The sequence below is a fragment of the Flavobacterium silvisoli genome (genome assembly GCF_004329815.1).
In the GTDB taxonomy this organism is placed as follows: Bacteria; Bacteroidota; Bacteroidia; order Flavobacteriales; family Flavobacteriaceae; genus Flavobacterium; species Flavobacterium silvisoli.
The window spans coordinates 192874-213908 of record NZ_SJPE01000003.1 but is presented as its reverse complement, the minus strand read 5'-3'; the positions used below and the strand labels follow the sequence as shown (position 1 = coordinate 213908).

At 39.3% G+C, this 21035-nt stretch carries 19 protein-coding genes; 12 read left to right on the top strand and 7 right to left on the bottom strand.

Annotated elements, in window-relative coordinates:
• A partial coding sequence (locus EZL74_RS04615; RefSeq protein ID WP_131475420.1) for a T9SS type A sorting domain-containing protein occupies positions 1 to 265 on the top strand: 265 nt, incomplete at its 5' end.
• 247 nt (positions 266 to 512) lie between these two features.
• On the opposite strand, the gene EZL74_RS04610 is transcribed toward EZL74_RS04615, so the two are convergent.
• Together EZL74_RS04610 and EZL74_RS04605 are read right to left on the bottom strand one after the other, a co-directional pair.
• The gene (locus EZL74_RS04610; RefSeq protein WP_131475419.1) at positions 513 to 731 is read right to left on the bottom strand and encodes a hypothetical protein; all 219 of its coding nucleotides are present in this window, start codon (positions 729 to 731) and stop codon (positions 513 to 515) included.
• A 78-nt stretch (positions 732 to 809) separates the two neighbouring features.
• On the bottom strand, positions 810 to 2399 hold the full coding sequence (locus EZL74_RS04605) for a peptide chain release factor 3 (protein WP_131475418.1): 1590 nt from the start codon (positions 2397 to 2399) through the stop codon (positions 810 to 812).
• Positions 2400 to 2641: 242 nt separating this feature from the next.
• On the opposite strand from EZL74_RS04605, the gene EZL74_RS04600 reads away from it, so the two are divergent.
• From EZL74_RS04600 to EZL74_RS04585, 4 genes are read left to right on the top strand one after another with little or no spacing between them, the layout of a single operon-like run.
• Positions 2642 to 4609: a peptidylprolyl isomerase gene (locus tag EZL74_RS04600; protein ID WP_131475417.1), complete on the top strand. Its 1968-nt coding sequence runs from the start codon at positions 2642 to 2644 to the stop codon at positions 4607 to 4609.
• A gap of 1 nt (position 4610) precedes the next feature.
• The gene (locus tag EZL74_RS04595; RefSeq protein ID WP_131475416.1) at positions 4611 to 5459 is read left to right on the top strand and encodes a hypothetical protein; all 849 of its coding nucleotides are present in this window, start codon (positions 4611 to 4613) and stop codon (positions 5457 to 5459) included.
• The gene (locus tag EZL74_RS04590) at positions 5422 to 6849 is read left to right on the top strand and encodes a peptidylprolyl isomerase (protein ID WP_131475429.1); all 1428 of its coding nucleotides are present in this window, start codon (positions 5422 to 5424) and stop codon (positions 6847 to 6849) included. The genes EZL74_RS04595 and EZL74_RS04590 overlap by 38 nt, the downstream gene beginning before the upstream one ends.
• A gap of 53 nt (positions 6850 to 6902) precedes the next feature.
• On the top strand, positions 6903 to 7856 hold the full coding sequence (locus EZL74_RS04585) for an AAA family ATPase (RefSeq protein ID WP_131475415.1): 954 nt from the start codon (positions 6903 to 6905) through the stop codon (positions 7854 to 7856).
• Here EZL74_RS04585 and EZL74_RS04580 read toward each other — a convergent pair.
• A complete protein-coding gene (locus EZL74_RS04580) occupies positions 7853 to 8986 on the bottom strand; it encodes a hypothetical protein (protein WP_131475414.1) in 1134 nt (377 codons plus the stop codon). The genes EZL74_RS04585 and EZL74_RS04580 overlap by 4 nt on opposite strands.
• 21 nt (positions 8987 to 9007) lie before the next feature.
• Between EZL74_RS04580 and EZL74_RS04575 the strand changes: the two genes are divergently transcribed.
• Positions 9008 to 10123: an acyltransferase family protein gene (locus tag EZL74_RS04575; protein WP_131475413.1), complete on the top strand. Its 1116-nt coding sequence runs from the start codon at positions 9008 to 9010 to the stop codon at positions 10121 to 10123.
• A 165-nt stretch (positions 10124 to 10288) separates the two neighbouring features.
• Positions 10289 to 12553: an aconitate hydratase gene (locus tag EZL74_RS04570; protein WP_131475412.1), complete on the top strand. Its 2265-nt coding sequence runs from the start codon at positions 10289 to 10291 to the stop codon at positions 12551 to 12553.
• A 63-nt stretch (positions 12554 to 12616) separates the two neighbouring features.
• Here the strand turns inward: EZL74_RS04570 and EZL74_RS04565 are convergent, their stop codons facing one another.
• From EZL74_RS04565 to EZL74_RS04555, 3 genes are all read right to left on the bottom strand, one after another.
• Positions 12617 to 12985 carry a hypothetical protein gene (locus tag EZL74_RS04565; protein WP_131475411.1) on the bottom strand — a complete coding sequence of 123 codons (369 nt, stop codon included), beginning with the start codon at positions 12983 to 12985 and terminating at the stop codon, positions 12617 to 12619.
• 151 nt (positions 12986 to 13136) lie between these two features.
• The gene (locus tag EZL74_RS04560; protein WP_131475410.1) at positions 13137 to 14585 is read right to left on the bottom strand and encodes a glyceraldehyde-3-phosphate dehydrogenase; all 1449 of its coding nucleotides are present in this window, start codon (positions 14583 to 14585) and stop codon (positions 13137 to 13139) included.
• Between the two features lie 175 nt (positions 14586 to 14760).
• Positions 14761 to 16149, bottom strand: a complete 1389-nt coding sequence (locus EZL74_RS04555; protein ID WP_131475409.1) for a Do family serine endopeptidase — start codon at positions 16147 to 16149, stop codon at positions 14761 to 14763.
• A gap of 134 nt (positions 16150 to 16283) precedes the next feature.
• On the opposite strand from EZL74_RS04555, the gene dapF reads away from it, so the two are divergent.
• The 5 genes from dapF to EZL74_RS04530 all read left to right on the top strand — a co-directional run bounded on the left by dapF (position 16284) and on the right by EZL74_RS04530 (position 20291).
• Complete coding sequence (dapF, locus tag EZL74_RS04550) at positions 16284 to 17066, top strand: diaminopimelate epimerase (protein ID WP_131475408.1); 783 nt, start codon at positions 16284 to 16286, stop codon at positions 17064 to 17066.
• Entirely contained in the window at positions 17060 to 17587 is a 528-nt protein-coding gene (locus tag EZL74_RS04545; RefSeq protein WP_131475407.1) for a GNAT family N-acetyltransferase, read from the top strand. The genes dapF and EZL74_RS04545 overlap by 7 nt, the downstream gene beginning before the upstream one ends.
• A gap of 18 nt (positions 17588 to 17605) precedes the next feature.
• Complete coding sequence (mltG, locus tag EZL74_RS04540; protein WP_131475406.1) at positions 17606 to 18640, top strand: endolytic transglycosylase MltG; 1035 nt, start codon at positions 17606 to 17608, stop codon at positions 18638 to 18640.
• A gap of 3 nt (positions 18641 to 18643) precedes the next feature.
• Entirely contained in the window at positions 18644 to 19558 is a 915-nt protein-coding gene (locus tag EZL74_RS04535; RefSeq protein WP_240034552.1) for a DUF2279 domain-containing protein, read from the top strand.
• A gap of 97 nt (positions 19559 to 19655) precedes the next feature.
• Complete coding sequence (locus EZL74_RS04530; protein WP_131475405.1) at positions 19656 to 20291, top strand: peptidoglycan-binding protein LysM; 636 nt, start codon at positions 19656 to 19658, stop codon at positions 20289 to 20291.
• Here the strand turns inward: EZL74_RS04530 and EZL74_RS04525 are convergent, their stop codons facing one another.
• Positions 20292 to 21014 carry an SAM-dependent methyltransferase gene (locus EZL74_RS04525; RefSeq protein ID WP_131475404.1) on the bottom strand — a complete coding sequence of 241 codons (723 nt, stop codon included), beginning with the start codon at positions 21012 to 21014 and terminating at the stop codon, positions 20292 to 20294.
• Positions 21015 to 21035: the final 21 nt, after the last annotated feature.

Sequence of the window (21035 nt, the reverse complement as noted above, 5' to 3'; positions counted from 1 at the left end):
TAAAGTTTCAACAGCAGTACCATTTGCGGTTGTGGCTTATCCGAACCCATACAGTGATAACTTCCACTTGAACCTGACTACCTCAAGCGAGGAGCGAGTAGGAGTATCTATTTATGACATGACCGGAAAATTACTGGATAAACTGGAAGTAGGAGCTACAGAGGCTTCAGAACTTTCTATCGGTGATCGTTACGCGTCAGGAGTATACAATGTAGTGGTAACCCAAGGAAATGAAGTTAAAACACTTCGTGTGGTAAAACGATAATTGTAGATCTCAATACTAAACAGAAAGCCTCTTCAGAAACGGAGAGGCTTTTTTATTGGTGTAATAAGAAAATGAACAGATTACTGTTTTGTTGTATTAGTTATAACAATCTTAGTCAGCTTTTTTTTAATACTGTTACATAAGATACTCCAGTTCTTTAGTTGATTAAAATATTGTCAGTCAACAATAATAATTGCGATGATCAGCTTACCCAATAAAAAAACCTCCAACTCAGTTGGAGGTTTTTTTATGCTTTTTTGTTTTCCAGTCTGTACATGTTAAAAACAAACGCGATACCTAAAATGACTAAAATAATCAATTGCGTGTTTATTGGTGCAGGTGGCGGATCGCCATCCTGAAGTCCACCGCCTCCTCCGGATTCATCTCCGGGTAATGTTTGCGCGTATGAGGCAAAATCAGCCATTAAGACAAATGCCAGTAGGAAAAATATAAAAAACTTCTTCATAGTTGAAAATCAATTCGTATCGCAAATATAGCAATCATTTTTAAAAATTATCTTATTGTACTATTTATTTTAAATATATTAATCGAATTCAGAAGTGAAAAAGAGTTTTACCGTAGGGAATTTACTTTGTGTCATCTGGATAGTGAATTCTGAATCGGCTAAAAATACCAATTGTCCGTATTTGTCATGGGCCAGAAATTTTTGTTTGATTCTTTTGAATTCTTTGAATTCTTCACTTTTGGCATCATCGGGTTTTACCCAACAGGCTTTGTGAACCGGGAAGTTTTCATAACTGCATTTGGCGCCGTATTCGTGTTCCAAACGGTATTGAATTACTTCATACTGTAATGCTCCTACGGTTCCAATTACTTTGCGGTTGTTCATTTCCAGTGTAAATAACTGCGCTACCCCTTCGTCCATTAATTGATCAATGCCCTTGTCGAGTTGTTTAGCTTTGAGCGGGTCGGCATTGTTGATGTATCGGAAATGTTCCGGAGAAAAACTCGGAATCCCTTTGAAGTTCATCATTTCTCCTTCTGTTAGGGTGTCGCCTATTTTGAAATTCCCGGTATCGTGTAAACCCACAATGTCTCCGGGGTAGGAAACGTCAACAATTTCTTTTTTTTCCGCAAAGAACGCATTGGGACTCGAGAATTTCAAACTTTTATTCAGTCGCACATGAGTGTAGGGTTTGTTTCTTTCAAAAGTGCCGGAAACAATTTTAACGAAGGCCAACCTGTCGCGATGTTTGGGATCCATATTGGCGTGTATCTTAAATACAAAGCCGCTCATTTTTTCTTCTTCGGGTCTTACCAAGCGGGTTTCAGATTCTTTAGGTCTTGGAGAAGGAGCTATTTGGATGAAACAATCCAACAATTCTCTTACTCCGAAGTTGTTTAGGGCGGAACCGAAGAAAACCGGTTGTAAATGACCGTTCAGGTATTGTTCGCGGTCAAAGCTTGGGTATACTTCACTAATCAGTTCCAGCTCTTCCCGTAGTTTTATTGCCGGTTTTTCGCCGATTATTTTTTCCAATTCCGGACTGTTGATATCGGAAAAGGCTATAGTATCTTCAATGTTTTTACGGCTGTCGCCACTGAAAAGATTGATGTTTTGTTCCCAAATATTGTAAATGCCCTGAAAGTCATATCCCATACCGATAGGAAAGCTTAAGGGGGTAACGCTCAGGCCCAGCTTTTGTTCCACTTCATCCATCAAGTCGAAAGCGTCTTTCCCTTCACGATCCAATTTATTGATAAACACAATCATCGGAATGTTGCGCATGCGGCACACTTCTACCAGTTTTTCGGTTTGTTCCTCAACCCCCTTTGCTACGTCAATTACCACAATAACACTATCTACAGCGGTTAAAGTTCGAAAGGTGTCTTCGGCAAAATCTTTGTGTCCCGGAGTATCCAGGATGTTTATTTTGATGTCTTTGTAGTTGAATGCCAAGACCGAAGTGGCTACCGAGATTCCTCTTTGTCGCTCAATTTCCATGAAGTCGGAAGTAGCTCCTTTCTTGATTTTGTTGTTTTTAACCGCGCCGGCTTCCTGAATGGCTCCTCCGAAGAGCAACAGCTTTTCGGTTAGTGTTGTTTTTCCGGCATCGGGATGCGAGATGATTCCAAAGGTTCTGCGGCGTTGTATTTCTTTTAAAAAACTCATAATTTTCAATAAATAGGTTGCAAAAATACTATTATTTACTCATTATTTTGACAGGAATACGACAACTAAATTTTTAGCCCTTTAAGGCTAGTACAGAAGTGTTAATAAAATTTTGTTAATACTATGGCCTATGCTTGTATAATGTGATTGAATTGTTACTTTTGTTGATTGTAACAACCCTTTTATTTATAGATTATCATTAAATTTTAAGCGTTTCATTTTAAAGAAGAAAATTGTCAGCAATGAATATAAAACATTTGTTTTTCGGAATGTTAGCAGCCGTAACTTTTACCGGTTTTGCTCAAAACAAGACTAAAGAAGTTTTATTCACCATCAACGAAAAACCCTATTACACCGATGAGTTTTCGAGAGTTTACAAAAAGAACCTCGACTTGGTTAAAGACGAATCCCAAAAAGATTTAAATCAATACCTTGAGCTTTTCATCGGGTACAAATTAAAAGTAAACAAAGCCTACAAATTGGGGCTGCAAAATAATCCGCAGTACCAAAGTGAATTAAAATCTTACCGAGCCCAATTAGCCAAAAACTATTTTAACGATACTAAAATTACGCAAGAGCTGATTGAAGAAGGGTATAACCGCTTACAAAAAGAAATCAAAGCTTCTCATATTTTGATTATGGTGGATGAAAATGCTACCCCGGCTGATACCTTAAAAGCGTATAAAAAAATAGAAGATTTAAGCAAAAGAGCAGCTGCCGGTGAAGATTTCGGTGCTTTGGCTGCTCAGTATTCCGAAGATCCTTCGGCTAAAGAAAACAAAGGAAATCTTGGGTATTTTACCGCATTCCGAATGGTATATCCTTTTGAAAGTGCCGCATTCAACACTCCGAAAGGAAAAATTTCGAAAATTATCAGAACCCGATTTGGTTACCACATCATCAAAGTGGATGATATCAGAACCAACCGCGGCGAAGTTACGGTGGCGCATATCATGATTTTGAATCCGAAACCGGAAGATGCCGATCAGGATAAGGCTAAAAATACCATTAACGATATTTATAAAAAAATTCAACAAGGGGAGAAGTTTGAAGATTTGGCCCGACAATTCTCGGAAGATAAATCGTCATCGTCTAAAGGCGGATTGCTGAACCGTTTCGGTTCGGGTCAGTTGAGTTCGGAAGAATTTGAAAATGCTGCCTTTGCGCTGCAACAGCCTAATGAAGTTTCGAAGCCATTCCAATCTCAATTTGGCTGGCACATCATCAAACTCATCGAAAAGCATCCGGTAAAAACACTGGATGAAATGAAAGGAGAGTTGGAAGCCAAAATAGGAAAAGACGACCGCTCAAAAAAAATTACGGCTTCGCTTAACGAAAAACTCAGAAAAAAATATTCGTATAAAAAAGATGCCAAGCAGTTTGCTTTGGTTGCCAAACAAATCACCGATGCCTTTTACGATTCGAAATGGTCGGTTCCGGCTAATGTAAACGACTTTACGGCTCCGATATTGACTATCAATACGAAGAAGATTGACGGGAAAACCTTTTTAGAATATGTAGATAAACAACAAAAATCGGGTATTGCTGTGAAGCCGGTTTCTAAACTGGTTGATGTGTTGTACGAGAAGTTTTTAGACCAACAGCTAAATGCCTATTACGATGACAATTTGGAAAATGAATTCCCTGATTTTGCTAATGTGATGGAGGAATACCGCGACGGATTGTTGTTGTTTGATTTGATGGAAAAGGAAATTTGGGAGCGTTCTAAAAACGACACTATCGGGCTGCAAAAGTTTTATGATGATCATAAAATGGAGCACATGTGGAAGAATAGAGTAGAGGTTACGATTATTTCTTCTACCAAGATGGATGAAATCAAAAAAGCACTGGCTTTATTGAAGAAAAAGACAGAACCGCAGGAAATCAAAGCCAAACTGAATGTTGGGAATACCGTTAATATCATGACTAATAGCGGTGTTTTTGAAGAGGGGAATGATGCATTGCCTAAAAGCATGAAATACCAAGTCGGAATTTCGGATATTTTCAAAGAAGGCGAGTATTATTTTGTGACCAAAGTAGATAAAGTTATTCCGGCCTCGGTTAAAACACTGGATGAGTGCAGGGGTAAAGTGGTGAACGATTATCAGCAATACCTTGAACAACGTTGGGTTGATGATTTGAAACAGGAATTCACGGTGAAAGTGAATAAAGACATTTTTGAGCGTGTAAAAAAACAATTAAATCCGTAACATGGTAAGAGCCGGTTTTCTCTTTTTGCTTTTGATGGCGTGTTCCTGTAACTATTTTAAGCCAGAACAAAAACCGGAATCCATTGCCCGAGTCGGAAAAAGTTATTTATACAAGAGTGATATTGCCAAATTGGTTCCTGCCGGCACTTCGAAACAAGACAGTATTTTGATGGTTCGGGATTTTATCGACCGTTGGGCCAGCCAAAAGTTACTGATTGATGCCGCCGAGCGGAATCTGAGTGAAACCAAAAAAACGGAATTCAACGCCCTGATTAGGCAGTATAAAGTTGATTTATATACCAAGGCTTACATAGACGAAGTGGTCAAAAACACGGTAGATACCGTAGTAAGTCAGGATGAATTAAAAAAGTATTATAACGAAAATAAGGAGAATTTTAAAACCACCGGAACTTTAGTCCGAATGCGATTCATCAATTTGGCAAAAGATAATCCCCGTTTTACAACCATCAGCAACAAGTTTTTTGATTATAATAAAAAAGACAAGAAGTTCTGGGAAACTTACGCTTTGCAGTTCAAGAGTTTTGCTCTGAATGACAGCGTTTGGATAGATATGAGCCAAGTGTATGTTAAGCTTCCGGTTATCAATCCCGGAAACCGAGATGAATACATTCGTGCCGGCAAAAAAATACAGATTCAGGACAACAATGATGTGTATTTGATAAAAGTTACCAACGTAATTGACAAGAACCAAATTTCTCCGTTTGAATACATCAAGCCGACGCTGAAGGAAGTTATTTTAAACAAGAGAAAATTAGAATTGATAAAGAAATTTGAAAAAGAAATCACCGATGATGCCATTAAAAACAAGGATTATGAAATTTATAAATAGCCAAATTACAGTTGTCGTACTCACCACAGTATGTACTGTATTTTTTGCCAATGCTCAGGAAATTATTAAAGACACGGTGAAGACCAAAGCACCGGTTAAAAAACTCAGCAGACAAAAGGCAGACGGGGTTATTGCCACTGTCGGCGATTATATTATTCTGGAATCGGATATCGATAAAACTTTTTTAGAATTGTCAAGCCAGGGGAACTCTGTAAAAGACATTACCCGTTGTCAGATGTTGGGCAAATTGCTGGAAGATAAGTTGTATGCCCACCAAGCGGTGCAAGACAGTATTGTGGTCAGAGACGAAGAGATTAAAGAAAAAATGAACGACCAAATCAACTATATGGTTGACCAATTGGGATCGATGGATAAGGTGGTGCAGTATTTTAAGAAGAATAATGAAGATGAATTCAGAACCGAATTGTTTGACATCATCAAAATGAACAAGCTTGGTGCCGAGATGCAAAAGAAAATCATCGAATCAGTACAGATTACACCCGAAGAAACCCGTACCTTTTTCAAATCGATTCCGACCAATGAATTACCGGTTTTCGGTGCTGAAATGGAAGTAGCCCAAATAGTGGTTATCCCTAAAATCAGCGAGGAAGAAAAGCAAAGAGTTATCCGAAGATTAAAAGAAATCAAGGCCGAAGTATTGGCCGGAGCCAGTTTTAAAACCCGTGCAGTTATTTATTCTGATGATCGCGGATCGGCTGCCAACGGCGGTTTTTATAAAATAAACCGAAAAACGCAGTTTGTGAAAGAATTCAAAGATGTGGCGTTCAGTTTGTCTGAAGGTGAAATTTCCGAACCTTTTGAAACCGAATACGGCTATCACATTATTATGGTCGAAAAAATATTGGGTCAGGAAGTAGAGTTGCGTCACATACTGATGATGCCTAAAGTTTCTGATCAGGCTTTGAAAGAGGCGAAAGAAAAAATTACTTTGATTAAAAAACGCATCGAAAACGGCGAAATATCTTTTGCTGAAGCTGCCCGTACTATGTCGGATGAAAAGGAGACCCGCGCTAACGGAGGAACGTTGATTAACCCCAAAACACAAGATACCCATTTTGAGTTGACCAAGATGGATCCCAGTTTGTACAGCGAAGTATCCAATCTGAAAAACGGTGCGGTTACACCTCCTATTTTAGATGACGATCCGAGAACCGGAAAAAAATACAAAATCATCACCGTAACCAACAGAATTGATGAACACGTGGCAGATTATGCTAAAGATTACACTAAAATCAAAGATTTAGCACTGAAAGAAAAGCAAATCAAAGCCATTGGTAAGTGGAGTGATGAAAAAATCAAAGAAACCTATATCAAAATTAACGGTGAATACAGAGATTGCGTATTTACTAATAATTGGTTGAAAAAATAATTGTAGTTTAGAGCTTTTAAATGTTACTTGCTTAATCCTAAAATTCCAGTACAATGTCTGATGTTGCTGCCATTCAAAATTTAGTTCAAAAGAGAGTTGAACTCAAGAAAGAGATTTCGAAGATTATCGTTGGTCAAGAAGAAGTTGTTGATCAAATTTTACTCAGCATCTTTTCGGGAGGTCACGCTTTGCTTGTCGGAGTTCCCGGTTTGGCCAAAACGCTGATGGTGAATACTATTTCTCAGGCTTTGGGATTGGATTTTAAGCGCATTCAGTTTACCCCCGATTTGATGCCGTCGGACATTTTGGGAAGTGAAATCTTGGATGAAAACCGTCAGTTTAAATTCATCAAAGGTCCCATTTTTTCCAATATCATTTTGGCGGATGAGATTAACCGTACGCCTCCTAAAACGCAAGCGGCTCTTTTGGAAGCCATGCAGGAGCGAGCCGTTACCATAGCCGGACAAAATTACAAACTGGCATTGCCTTATTTTGTTTTGGCCACGCAAAATCCTATTGAACAGGAGGGAACATACCCGTTGCCTGAAGCACAATTGGACCGTTTTATGTTTGCTATCAAATTGGAATACCCAACTTTTGCCGAAGAAGTTCAGGTGGTAAAAAGCACTACTTCTGATGAAAAACCGGTAATCAATCCGTTGTTTCAGGCGCAGGAAATTATTGATTTTCAACACTTAATTCGTCGCATTCCCGTGGCTGATAATGTGGTAGAATATGCCGTGACTTTGGTTGGAAAAACCCGGCCTAAGAGTCCGTTAGCTTCTGAGTATGTAAATAATTACCTCGATTGGGGTGCGGGTCCCAGAGCTTCGCAAAACCTGATTTTGGCGGCTAAAGCACATGCGGCTTTTAACGGTAAATTTTCTCCGGACATAGAAGATGTAAAAGCTGTTGCCGTGGGGATATTGCGCCACAGAATTATTAAAAACTACAAGGCAGACGCCGAAGGTATTTCGGAAGAAATGATTATTGCCAAGCTGCTTTAGTTTTTTTGCAATATTGCTTCCAATTCTTTATCGTAAAAAAACAGGAACATGCTTCCCATCATGTCTTGTTGTTCTGTTGTGGTATTGTTAACGTCTAATACTATTTCGTAATCGTGATTTTGGTAGAGCCAAACCCCTGTTTCTGAGGAGAAGGGTTCGATACTGCTGATCCCTGTTTTTCCTATATGATTTTTCACTTTGCTGGTAAAAATAGCTTTATCAGTTGTTTTGTCAACCAATGAAATGGCTGTTGCAAACGGGTGCACATGTATAGCCGCTGCGTGCAGTCGCAAGCTGTCCTGAATTTGTAACTGTTGATTAATACTGCTTCTGTAGGTGTTTTTTCCAATTGGAATCACCCAATGTCCGGATAATTTATTGTCCTTGCCGTCATCGTAACTGTGATTTTTGGTTTCTACCGGAATACACTGATTAGTGCCCGGATCTGTAGGTTGTTTGTACGGGTTTGATTTGTCGTAGGGCAACATGACAAAGGCGGTTCGACTCATCAATGGTTTTATGTTTTTCGCTTTAGTGTACTGTATATCTACTTCATGTCGAATCCAAAAATTGGCATCCGGCAGGTTGTGATTCAAGGATTCGGTTGTTACGTAAAGTAATTCATTTCCTTTCATGGGTACGCCGTATCCTTTCGGGAAACTGAAATTTTCCATGCCGTGTGAAAGCGAGGTCAATCGCGGATATTGAGAGCCGATTCTTTTTTCGAGATGAAATGAGCTGTAATATTTCACATCGTTAAAATCAATGTTGGTATGACAAATGAAATCGTTGGAGACCGGTTGGAGCGACTTGGCGGTCAGTGCTTTTACCCGAAACGCGGTCAGCCAAAGTACCGTTGAGTCTTGAGAGAGTTGTACATAGTTGGAAGCTTTCGGTCCCTCCATCGATTTGTAAATTCCATCAATATAAAATTCGGGAGAAATCATTTTGTAGGTTTCCGATAGGTTGGCTACTTTCCAGCCTTTGTCGACTATACCCAGTTTTTCGAATACAAATGATTTTACGATTGCTTTGTGTCGGTTAGTCAGTTGTCTGTACCAAATTCCTCCTGTCAATAACGCAATCAACACAAGTGCTGCTGAAATTTTATATATCTTTGATTTTAACATAGTAACAAATGTACATTTTCTATGACAGGAAATCAAAAGGAGTCCCGGGTATTTGGTTTAGATTTGATGAGGGCGATGGCTATTTCGTTAGTGGTTTTTGGACATTGTGTTTGGATTTTTCCCGAAAGTAACGGTCTTTTTCATCAGTTGATGGTCTTGTCGGGATTTTTGGGAGTGGAAGTCTTTTTTGTGCTGAGTGGTTTCCTGATTGGAAAAATCTTATACCAACTGTATCTCAAAGAACCTTATTCAATCAAAACGGTTTCTTATTTTCTTAAAAGGAGGTGGTTCAGGACCTTACCTAATTACTATTTGATTTTGCTGATTAATATAGGAGTGGGCACTATCGTGGGTTATCCGTTGTATGCTTTGTGGAAGTATTTTTTCTTTCTGCAAAACCTGAATACTACCATGCTTGCTTTTTTTCCGGAGTCCTGGAGCCTTTCCGTGGAGGAGTTTGCTTATGTAATTTTGCCGGTGTTTTTGTTATTGCTGTCTTTAATCATTAAACCTAAAAATAAATCCCGTTTTTTTGTGTTTTCGGTTTCGGTTTTATTGTTGTTTTTTTTCTGTACCAAAATTTACTATCAGTATACCACAGCCAATACAAGCCTTACACAATGGAATACGTCTCTAAAGGCGGTGGTGATTTACCGCTTGGACAGTATTTTTATTGGTGTTTTGTGTAGTTGGATTTACCTCAATTTTACCTCTTTTTGGCAAAAGAACAAGTTTGTTTTTTTTGTTTTAGGAACCCTTATTTTTTTGTTTCAGTTTGTAGGTATCGGTTATTTCAGACTGTTAATTGAAAGCCATCCGGTATTTTGGAATGTTTTTTATCTTCCTTTGGGTTCAATTGCAGTAGCCTGTTTTTTGCCGTTTTTGTCTGATTGGAAGGAAGAGCGTGCGGTTTGGAGTAAACCTATAGTATTTGTCAGCCTTATTTCCTATTCGGTTTACCTACTGCATTACAGTGTGGTGTTGCAACTTTTAAAGTATTTTATTTCGTATGATGCTCAAAAACCTCTTGAGTTGTATGGTTTTGTTGCTGCTTATGTCGGAATCACTTTTGGACTGAGTTATTTGCTGCACCGTTTTTACGAAAAGCCGATAATGGATTTGCGGGATAAAAATTAATATTTTTCATTTTTTGTTAATTTAAATATCGAATTGGCAAAAATAACGCATCAAAAGTTCGCTTTTCATAAATCATTCTTATCGAATAACTTATTCTAATCAAAACTTTTTAAAAAGTATAACGTTTTCGTAAATTTGCGGGTAAACAAATAAAACCCAATATATATGGCTTTTGATATTGAAATGATTGAAAAAGTGTACGCCAACATGGCTGCTCGAGTTGACAAAGCACGAGCATTGGTAGGTCGTCCGCTTACGTTATCTGAAAAGATTTTATATTCTCATTTATGGGAAGGCATGCCTTCTCAATCTTTTGTTCGAGGTAAAGATTATGTTGATTTTGCACCGGACCGAGTGGCTTGTCAAGATGCTACGGCACAGATGGCTTTATTACAATTTATGCATGCCGGAAAAAGTAAAGTTGCCGTTCCGACTACGGTGCACTGCGACCACTTAATCCAGGCAAAAGTTGGCGCTACGACTGATTTAGCGGTGGCCAATTCGCAATCAAAAGAAGTTTTTGATTTTCTTTCTTCTGTTTCCAATAAATACGGTATCGGGTTTTGGAAACCGGGTTCGGGAATTATTCACCAAATCGTTTTAGAAAATTATGCCTTCCCTGGCGGAATGATGATTGGTACCGATTCACACACGGTAAATGCCGGCGGATTGGGAATGTTGGCCATTGGTGTTGGTGGAGCAGATGCGGTCGATGTCATGTCGGGCATGTCTTGGGAGTTAAAATTTCCGAAATTGATCGGCGTAAAATTGACCGGAAAATTAAACGGTTGGACCGCTCCTAAGGATGTTATTCTTAAAGTGGCCGATATTCTTACCGTAAAAGGCGGAACCGGAGCCATTGTTGAATATTTTGGCGAAGGAGCTATCTCTATGTCGTGTACCGGAAAAGGAACTATTTGTAATATGGGGGCCGAAATAGGAGCCACCACGTCAACCTTTGGGTACGATGATTCCATGAGACGATATTTAGCGGCTACAGGCCGTCAGGATGTAGTAAATGCTGCCGATAAGGTAGCGTCTTATTTAACTGCCGATGCGGAAGTGTATGCCAATCCGGAACAGTATTTTGATCAAGTAATCGAAATTAACCTATCCGAATTGGAGCCGCACATTAACGGGCCTTTCACGCCGGACAGAGGAACACCGGTTTCAAAAATGAAAGAAGAGGCTGTTGCCAACGGTTGGCCGTTAAAAGTAGAATGGGGATTAATCGGTTCGTGTACCAACTCGTCTTACGAAGATATGGCGCGCGCGGCTTCTATTGTGGAGCAGGCCGTTGCCCATGGGATTACTCCTAAAGCTGAATTCGGAATCAACCCGGGTTCGGAACAAATTCGTTATACCATTGAAAGAGACGGTATCATTGCTACCTTCGAAAAAATGGGAACTAAAGTATTTACCAATGCCTGTGGTCCGTGTATCGGGCAATGGGACAGGGAAGGAGCCGACAAAGGCGAAAAGAATACCATTGTGCACTCGTTCAACCGAAACTTCTCGAAACGCGCTGACGGTAACCCGAATACGCACGCTTTCGTAACCTCGCCTGAAATGGTGGCTGCTTTGGCCATCTCCGGAGACTTGTCTTTCAATCCGATTACCGATACCTTGTTGAATGATAAGGGTGAGGAAGTGAAATTATTGCCACCGGTAGGAGACGAACTGCCGAAAAGAGGCTTTGATGTAGAAGATGCCGGATTCCAGGCACCAGCCGCTGACGGTTCGTCGGTAGAGGTGGTGGTTTCGCCAACGTCTGACCGCTTACAGTTATTAGCCCCTTTCGAAGCTTGGGACGGTAAAAACATTACCGGCGCCAAGTTGCTGATCAAAGCTTTCGGTAAATGTACCACCGACCACATTTCGATGGCGGGTCCATGGTTGCGTTTTCGTGGGCATTTGGATAACATTTCCAACAATATGTTGATTGGGGCAATTAATGCCTTCAATCAGGAAGCCAATAAAGTAAAAAATCAATTAACCGGAGCGTATGATGCCGTTCCTGCCGTACAAAGAGCTTACAAAGCCGCCGGGGTTCCTTCGATAGTAGTGGGGGATCAAAATTACGGCGAGGGTTCTTCGCGTGAGCACGCGGCTATGGAACCTCGTTTTCTTGGTGTGAAAGCGGTATTGGTGAAATCATTTGCCCGTATCCACGAAACAAATCTGAAAAAACAAGGGATGTTAGCCTTGACTTTTGCTAACGAAGCGGATTACGATAAAATTCAGGAAGATGATACCATCAACTTCTTAGACTTAACCGAATTTGCACCGGGTAAACCACTAACATTAGAGTTTGTGCATGCTGATGGTTCTAAAGATATTATCTTGGCCAATCACACGTACAACGAAAGTCAGATTGGTTGGTTTGTTGCCGGTTCTGCTTTGAATTTGATTGCTGCCGGAAAAGCGTAATGCTTTTTTGGCCTCCATAAAAAAAACGCTCCACATCTTGATGTGGAGCGTTTTTCTTTTGAATTAAATCCTTTTATAAATTTCCTTGAGTCCGTTGTTCCATTCTACCGTTTCGTAATAAAAATCTACCGCGGTTAAATCTTTCTTTTTTCTGATGACACATTTTCCGGTGACATTAGCTTCAAGACCATTAACGGTAATCTTCTTGTCGGTTTCTAATTTGTTTTCCAAGTACAAACCGTAAATTTTATTCGCAATATCTTTACGAATGGTCATTTTGGAATTGTAAGTGCTGATGATTACTGTTCCTTTCTTAGAACGGGCAACTAATTCCATTCCGCTTTGACCAAAGTTGTAGGTTTGTGTCTTCGGCTCTTCATTAGAAAAAGCAAAAGAGGTCATCAGTATTAAACAAAAAAATACTTTTTTCATACATCAAGATTTGAGGACTTAATTGGGAATCGAAAATACTAATTTATTGTATACAACAATGCTTTATTAACATAAAATTGTTGATAACAACAAAAAATCCGTCCAAATGCTCTGTTTGGACGGATTTTTCTGAGTCGGAGTAACCGATTTATTAGTAGTATGTATAACGTCTTACTTTGGCAATGTACTTAGACAGTCGAATTACTTGGTGGCTGTAGCCGTATTCGTTGTCATACCAAACGTATAGTACTATATTTTTCCCATCGTTTGAAACGATAGTGGCATTACTGTCGTAAATAGATGGTTGTGCCGTGCCGACAATATCGGAAGAAACCAGCTCATTATTCAGTGAGTATCTGATTTGTTCTACTAATTCGCCTTCCAGAGCGTACTTTTTCATAATGGCATTTACTTCCTCTATGGTCGTTTCTTTGTTTACTTCAAGATTTAAGACCACCAATGAGCCGTTTGGTACGGGAACACGAATGGCATTAGAGGTTAGTTTTCCGGCCAAACTTGGTAAGGCTTTGGCAACGGCTGTACCGGCACCGGTTTCTGTAATTACCATATTCAAGGCAGCTGCACGACCACGACGGTATTTTTTATGCATGTTGTCTACCAGATTTTGGTCATTGGTGTAGGCATGTATGGTTTCTAAATGACCTTTTACAACTCCCAAAGTATCTTCGATAGCTTTTAAAATAGGAGTAATGGCATTGGTAGTACAAGAAGCAGCTGAAAAAATATGTACTTCATCCGGATTGTATTCGTTGTGATTTACACCGTACACAATGTTAGGTACGCCTTTTCCGGGAGCAGTTAATAAAACTTTGTCTACTCCTTTTGAGGTTAAATGACGTTTTAAAGCTTCTTCTGTAGTAAATGCACCCGTGTTGTCAATTACCAGTGCATCTTCAATTCCGAATTGAGTGTAATCAATCTCTTCGGGAGCGTTAGCTGTAATGACGTGAACGGTAGTTCCGTTTATGATTAAGGAGTTGTTGTCAATATCTGCCTGAACAGAACCTTCAAAGTCACCGTGAACAGAGTCGTAACGCAACAAAGAGGCTCTTTTTTCCAAAGAAGAAGCATCGTTTCGGTCGCGTGTTACTATGGCACGAAGACGTAATTGTTGCCCTTTTCCTATTTTGCTCATCATTTCACGAGCTAACAAACGACCAATTCGACCAAAACCGTACAAGACTACATCTTTTGGTTTGATGTTTTTAAAATCTTTGGCGTCTTTTAGTTTGTCGATGACAAATGCTTTGCAATCGTGGTATTTGTTGTCTTCCAGATGGTATTCGTAAGTTAGTTTTCCGATATCGATACGGGAAGGAGGTAAGTCTAAGCTTTCGATAGCCCTAGCGATTTCAACCGAATCGAAAATATTGATTGGTTTTTGCACAAATTCACCGGCATATTCATGCAGGTTGATGATGTCGCTTACGTTGCGATCAATCAGTTGGTTTCTGAAAAGAACCAATTCTATGGATTTGTCGTACCATAAATCACTGATGATTTTAATGAATTCTACGCCGGCCTTTCGTCTGTCGGCCTGAAAAGACAATTCTTTTTCGTATAAAGTGTTGCTGCTCATAAAAGAATAAAATTTAGTTGTGTTGTTATTTCTGAATTCGTTTCAGAGGCTCATTAATTTGAGCGCAAAAATAGTAATTTGATGTGTGTAACGAAAACGTTTTCGTAACTTTTTTTGTTAAAAAAAAGCCAATCCTGAAAGAGATTGGCTTAGCAAATAATTAAGCAAGTATGAATTATAATATAATCTGAATGATTTGTCCGATTCGATTAATCATTTGGATGTTGACACTCTGATTTTCATCTTTTTTGTTTAAAAATCTGGAGATGCTTTCCACGTCTGTAGCTTTTACGTTGTCGACTGACAATATGATACTTCCTTTAAGTTGGTCAGCATAAGGAGCCAAATTTTCATTGTTGATGTCTTTGATTCGAACCCCGTAGTCAATTCGGTATTTCTTTTTGTCGGAAGCATCAATGTTTTCCAATTCTAATCCTTTAAATTCGGTAGTGACAACCTCGTTTTTGATAAGGGTAACCGGAACTGTTTTGGTTTCGCCATTTCGGATGAAAGTTACCTGTACTTTGTCGTTTGGTCTTTTGGTGCTGATGTAGCCGGTTAATTCGGCGAACGAATTTATTTTTTGAGTATCAATTTTTTTAATGATGTCGCCTTTGCGTAATCCTGCTTTTTCAGCTCCTGAGTTTTTAGTTATTTTACTGATATAGAAACCTTCGGTGTCTTTAACTCCCAGTTCTTCTGAGGCTTTGCTGTTTAGTTCATTTCCTTCTATGCCTAAGACTCCTCTTTGTACGCCTCCAAACTCCATTATGTCTTCAATGATTTTTCGCGTGATGTTTGACGGAATGGCAAAAGAATATCCTGCATAACTTCCGGTAGGTGATGAAATCATCGTGTTGATTCCGATTAATTCACCACGGGTGTTCACTAAAGCTCCACCACTGTTTCCGGGATTTACCGCGGCATCGGTTTGAATGAATGACTGCAACCCATTAGTGTTTAAATTTCTGGCTTTGGCCGAAACGATTCCTGCTGTAACGGTTGAATTCAGGTTGTAAGGATTTCCGACTGCCAGTACCCATTCGCCGACTTTGACCTGATCGGAGTCAGCAAACGTAGAATAAGGTAGTTTTTCATCGGCATTGATTTTCAGCAAGGCAATATCCATTTTAGAATCGGTTCCGATGAGTTTTGCTTTGTATGATTTGTTGTTGTTGAGCGTAACCTCTAATTCAGTTGCGTCTTTAATCACGTGGTTGTTGGTCACAATGTAGCCGTCTTCAGAAATAATCACACCCGAACCCGTGCCTATTTGTTCTTGTTGTTGGCCGCCGCGTTGCCCATAGAAAAATTCCATGATTGGATTTGAAACTGTTCTTACCGAAACATTTTTAACGTGAACCACTGTGTGTACCGCATTTTCGGCAGCCACGGTAAAATCTGCTGCTTCTCCGTTAAAACTAACGGCTCTGTTATAATTGTTCGGAGCTGTGGTTACGATTGAGTTATGACCACTTTTCCCTTCTATGAATAGTTTGTAGGCCCCCAATGTAACGGCGCCGCTCATTAAAGAAACCAAAAATAAACCTGATAATCGTTTCATAGTCATTTACATTTAAATTATTTGTATAGTAAAATTAGAAACTTTGAATTTTTCATCCAACAGTCTTTAACGCCTGTTTAACAATTTTTAAGTTAATCTTAATATTTGTTATCTTTGTGTTACTAAACACTGCTATGAAAATTAATTTCACCAAATACCAGGGCACCGGGAATGACTTTGTTATGATAGACAACCGGGAAGGTATTTTTCCTAAAAACGATACTGTACTTATAGAAAAGCTATGTGACCGAAGATTTGGTATTGGCGCTGATGGGTTGATTTTGCTCGAAAACGATCCTGAAACCGATTTCAGGATGGTTTATTACAATTCTGACGGAAACGAAAGTTCAATGTGTGGTAACGGAGGACGTTGTTTGGTGGCTTTCGCCAAAAGTTTGCGCCTTATCGGAAATGAAACCGATTTTTTAGCTACAGACGGATTGCATCATGCCTCTATTTTGAATGACGGTACTATTTCTCTGCAAATGAAATCGGTGGATATGGTAACCATTGCAAACGATTATGTTTTTTTGAATACCGGCTCTCCTCACCATGTGATGTTGGTGGACGATTTGAAAAATTTTGACGTTAAGACTAAAGGGGCTCAAATTCGCTATTCGGATTTGTACGGAAAAGCAGGGAGCAATGTTAATTTTGTCAAACAATTGGGAGATAATCATTTTGCTTTGAGAACATATGAACGAGGAGTAGAAGATGAAACCTTATCCTGCGGAACCGGTGCCACAGCCGTTGCTATAGCTATGCATGCTTTGGGAAAAACAGATTCTCATCACATTATGTTGGATGTTGAAGGGGGGAAACTCGAGGTGAGTTTCGTTAAAGAAGGGTCTGTTTACCAAAATGTCTTTCTTAAAGGACCCGCAACTTTTGTATTTGAAGGCGAAATCACATGGTAACATTACAAGGCCAACAAATTTACCTAAGGGCATTAGAACCTGAAGATTTGGAGTTTCTTTACCAAGTGGAAAATGACGAAACGATTTGGGAGGTCAGCAACACCCAAACGCCTTACAGTAAATTTTTAATTCGGCAATATCTTGAAAACGCTCATCAGGACATTTATGAAGCGAAGCAGTTGCGTTTAGCAATTTGTAAGAAAGACACCGATGAAGCAGTAGGTTTGATTGATTTGTTTGATTTTGATCCTAAAAACAGACGCGCCGGGGTGGGGATTCTCATTCAAAATGAACCCGACAGAAACAAAGGGTTTGGTGGTGAGGCTCTGGGTTTGGTCATAGACTACGCTTTTCAACAACTACAACTTCATCAGTTATTTGCCAATATCGGCACCGATAATCAGCCCAGTTTAACGCTTTTTACTACATTTGGATTTGAAAAAGTAGGAGTTAAAAAAGATTGGAATTTCACTCATAATTCCTTTAAAGATGAGGCTTTGTTTCAATTGATTAAAAAATAATTAAATACACATTCTGTTTTGAATACCAAGAGAAATACAATTTTAAAAGCTGCGGCAGCTGTTTTTTTGCTGGTTGTCCTGATTGTTTTTGTTAAATTTTTTACTTCAAATACCCTTTTTGAACAAGAAGAGGTATATGTTCATGTTCCAACAGGATCTACTTATCAGGATGTTGAAAAAATCCTAACTCCTTATGTGCAAAGCATGGGAAGTTTCGATTTCATGGCCAAACGCCGTTCGTATGCCGAGCATGTTAAACCCGGAAGATTTTTGTTGAAGAAAGGGATGAGTGCTTTTCAATTGGTTTCGGCTATGCGAAGAAATGTGCCTGTAAAATTGGCATTTAATAATCAGGAACGACTTGAAAATTTATGCGAGCGCATCAGTTCGCAAATTGAGCCGGATACCACAAAATTGCTGGCCACTTTCCGCGATTCGATTTTTCTTCAAAAAAACGGATTTACCAAAGAGAATGTTTTTGCTATGTTTTTGCCAAATACTTATGAGTTTTACTGGAATATTACTGCTGAAAAATTCAGGGACAAAATGCTCAAAGAATACAATCGCTTTTGGACTAAAGACCGAATAGCTAAAGCTGCTGCTTTAAATTTGACACCGGTACAAGTTATCACTCTTGCCTCGATAGTGCACAAAGAAACCGTGAAAAAGAGTGAAAGACCTATCGTAGCCGGAGTTTATCTCAACCGTTTAAAACAAGGAATGAAACTACAGGCCGATCCAACGGTAATTTATGCTCTTAAGTTGAAGGATCATAATTTTGATCAAATTATTAAGAGAGTACTCTACAACGATTTGTTTATTAATTCTCCTTATAACACTTATCAAAAAGAAGGTTTGCCTCCGGGACCTATTGCCATGCCCGATGTTGATGCCATTGACGCAGTACTGAACCCTGATAAAAACAACTATTTGTATTTCTGTGCCAGTGTTGACCGATTTGGTTACCATGAGTTTGCGGCTACTATGACACAACATGATATAAATGCCAAGAAATATGCCGATTGGTTGAATACACAGGGAACCAAAAGATAATTCTTGAAAAACTGTGTTTACATAATTGTATTGCTCTTTTTTTCAGGGTTTGTTTGGGCGCAAAATTCCCTGGAGCGTTTTTTAAAACCTTCCGATACTTTAAATAAAAACAGACTCCAAACTCTCGTTATATCTGAGATTGCCATAGGCGGCGCAACTCTAATTGGTTTGAACCAAATTTGGTATGCCGATTATCCCCGTTCTAAATTTCATTTCATCAACGATAATGATGAGTGGTTGCAGATGGATAAAATGGGGCATCTGTTTTCGGCTTATCATTTGGGCAGTTTAGGAGCACAGGCTTTGAAATGGTCGGGTGCCGATAAGAAAAGGCAGTTGATTTACGGCTCCACACTCGGTTTGGTTTTTTTGACCGCGGTTGAAGTGTTTGATGGGTATTCCGCTAACTGGGGAGCTTCTCCCGGAGATGTCATTGCAAATGTCTCGGGTACTGCTTTGTATGTTTCACAAGAATTGCTTTGGAATGAACAGCGTGTCATTCCTAAATTTTCCTTTCATACGACATCGTATGCTAAGGAGCGCCCCGAAGTTTTAGGCAGTTCGATATCGGAACAAATTTTAAAAGATTATAACGGACAAACCTACTGGTTGTCGGCAAACCTACACTCTTTTGCCAAGCAGTCAAAAATTCCGAAATGGCTGAATGTGGCAGTTGGTTATGGAGCCGAAGGAATGATTACCGGGACTAAAGATGATTTAGCTGTAGCGAATTCGTTTCCGGAAAGCAAAAGATACCGTCAATTTTACCTCAGTCTTGATGTTGATTTGACTAAAATCGAGACTAAATCCCATTTTCTTAAGACGATTTTAACAGTTTTCAATTCGATTAAAATCCCGGCACCCGCCTTTGAAATCAATGGGTTAGGCGATTCTAAATTGCATTTTATCTATTTTTAGAGTAGTTTAACTGCTTGATATTCAATTTTATAAATAAAGTTGTATATTTGCACCCGTAAATTTCATGTCGGTGACAGCGCTTGAGAAATAACATTTAATGATAAAAAAAGGAACTTTTTACATCGCTATCCTACTCACAGTAGCTTTTATAAGCTCGGGTTTTAAACCCTACAATTCCCAAATCAACAACGGTTTTAGTGTTGATGAAAACGAAGGACTTTTTTATGTTTTTCCTTCTCAAAACAACATAGATTATGTAACTCTTAAAATCCCATACATGGGCAAATACTTCATTGGATATAAAGAGGCTATTGCTCACAAGGAGTCGCAAGGAAAGTACAGAAAAATAAATACATTAGGGTATTTGGGTAAATACCAGTTTGGTATAGAAACCCTTAAGTCAATTGGTATTGATGATAGCACTCATTTTATAAATAACCCTAAACTTCAGGAAAAGGCTTTTGTGGCATTGTTGTCGAAAAACAAATACGAGCTGAGAAACTATATCAATTATTTTGAAGGTAAAGTTGTTGATGGAGTCAAAATTACAGAATCCGGAATTTTAGCTGCAGCGCACTTAGGAGGCGCCGGTTCGGTAAAACGCTTCTTGAATTCTAATGGTGAAAAACAAAGCACGGATGATTACGGGACCTCGGTACGAACGTATTTGAGAGATTTTGGCGGTTTTGAAACAAAGGGCATCAAGGCGGTTAAAAATGCCAAAGTCAAGTAATTACATTTTGTGAAGAATAAAGATAGTAGGTCGGTTGTGTAAATCGACCTTTGTTTTTTTCCAGTCTGCCACGCGGAGCGTCTTAATGTATTCGGTGGGCAGTGTCAGGTCTGTAGCTATACACAGTTGCGTATTGGGTTGTAATACTTGCAAAAAATCTTCCAGTAATTTGTTGTTTCGATAAGGCGTTTCTATGAAAATCTGGGATTGATTTTTGTCTTGTGAGAGTTTCTCATAATTTTTTAGTGCCGATTTTTTCTCTGCTTTGTCAATGGGCAGGTAGCCGTTAAAAGCAAAACTCTGTCCGTTCATTCCCGAACCCATCATGGCCAATAAAATAGAAGAAGGACCCACCAAAGGTACTACTTGTATCCCTTTTTCATGGGCTATTTTTACAATCGCCGCACCGGGATCAGCCACACCCGGGCACCCGGCTTCACTCATCAATCCAACATTTATTCCATTCAGGCAAGGTGCAATCATAGCGTTGTAATCAGCTACGTCGGTGTGTTTGTTGAGTGTTGAAATTTTCAAGTTTGCCTGAACTTTTTCAGGATGAACAGACTTGATGAATTTTCGGGCCGTTTTTTCATTTTCTACTATATAGCAGTCCATGAAATCAATCGCTCTTTTAACCGTTTGCGGCAACACGTCCTCCGGATTCATTTCACCCAAAGTGGTTGGGATCAGGTATAATTTTCCTTTGAGTGCAACTGGTTTCATCGATTGGTTTTTTAAAGGGAT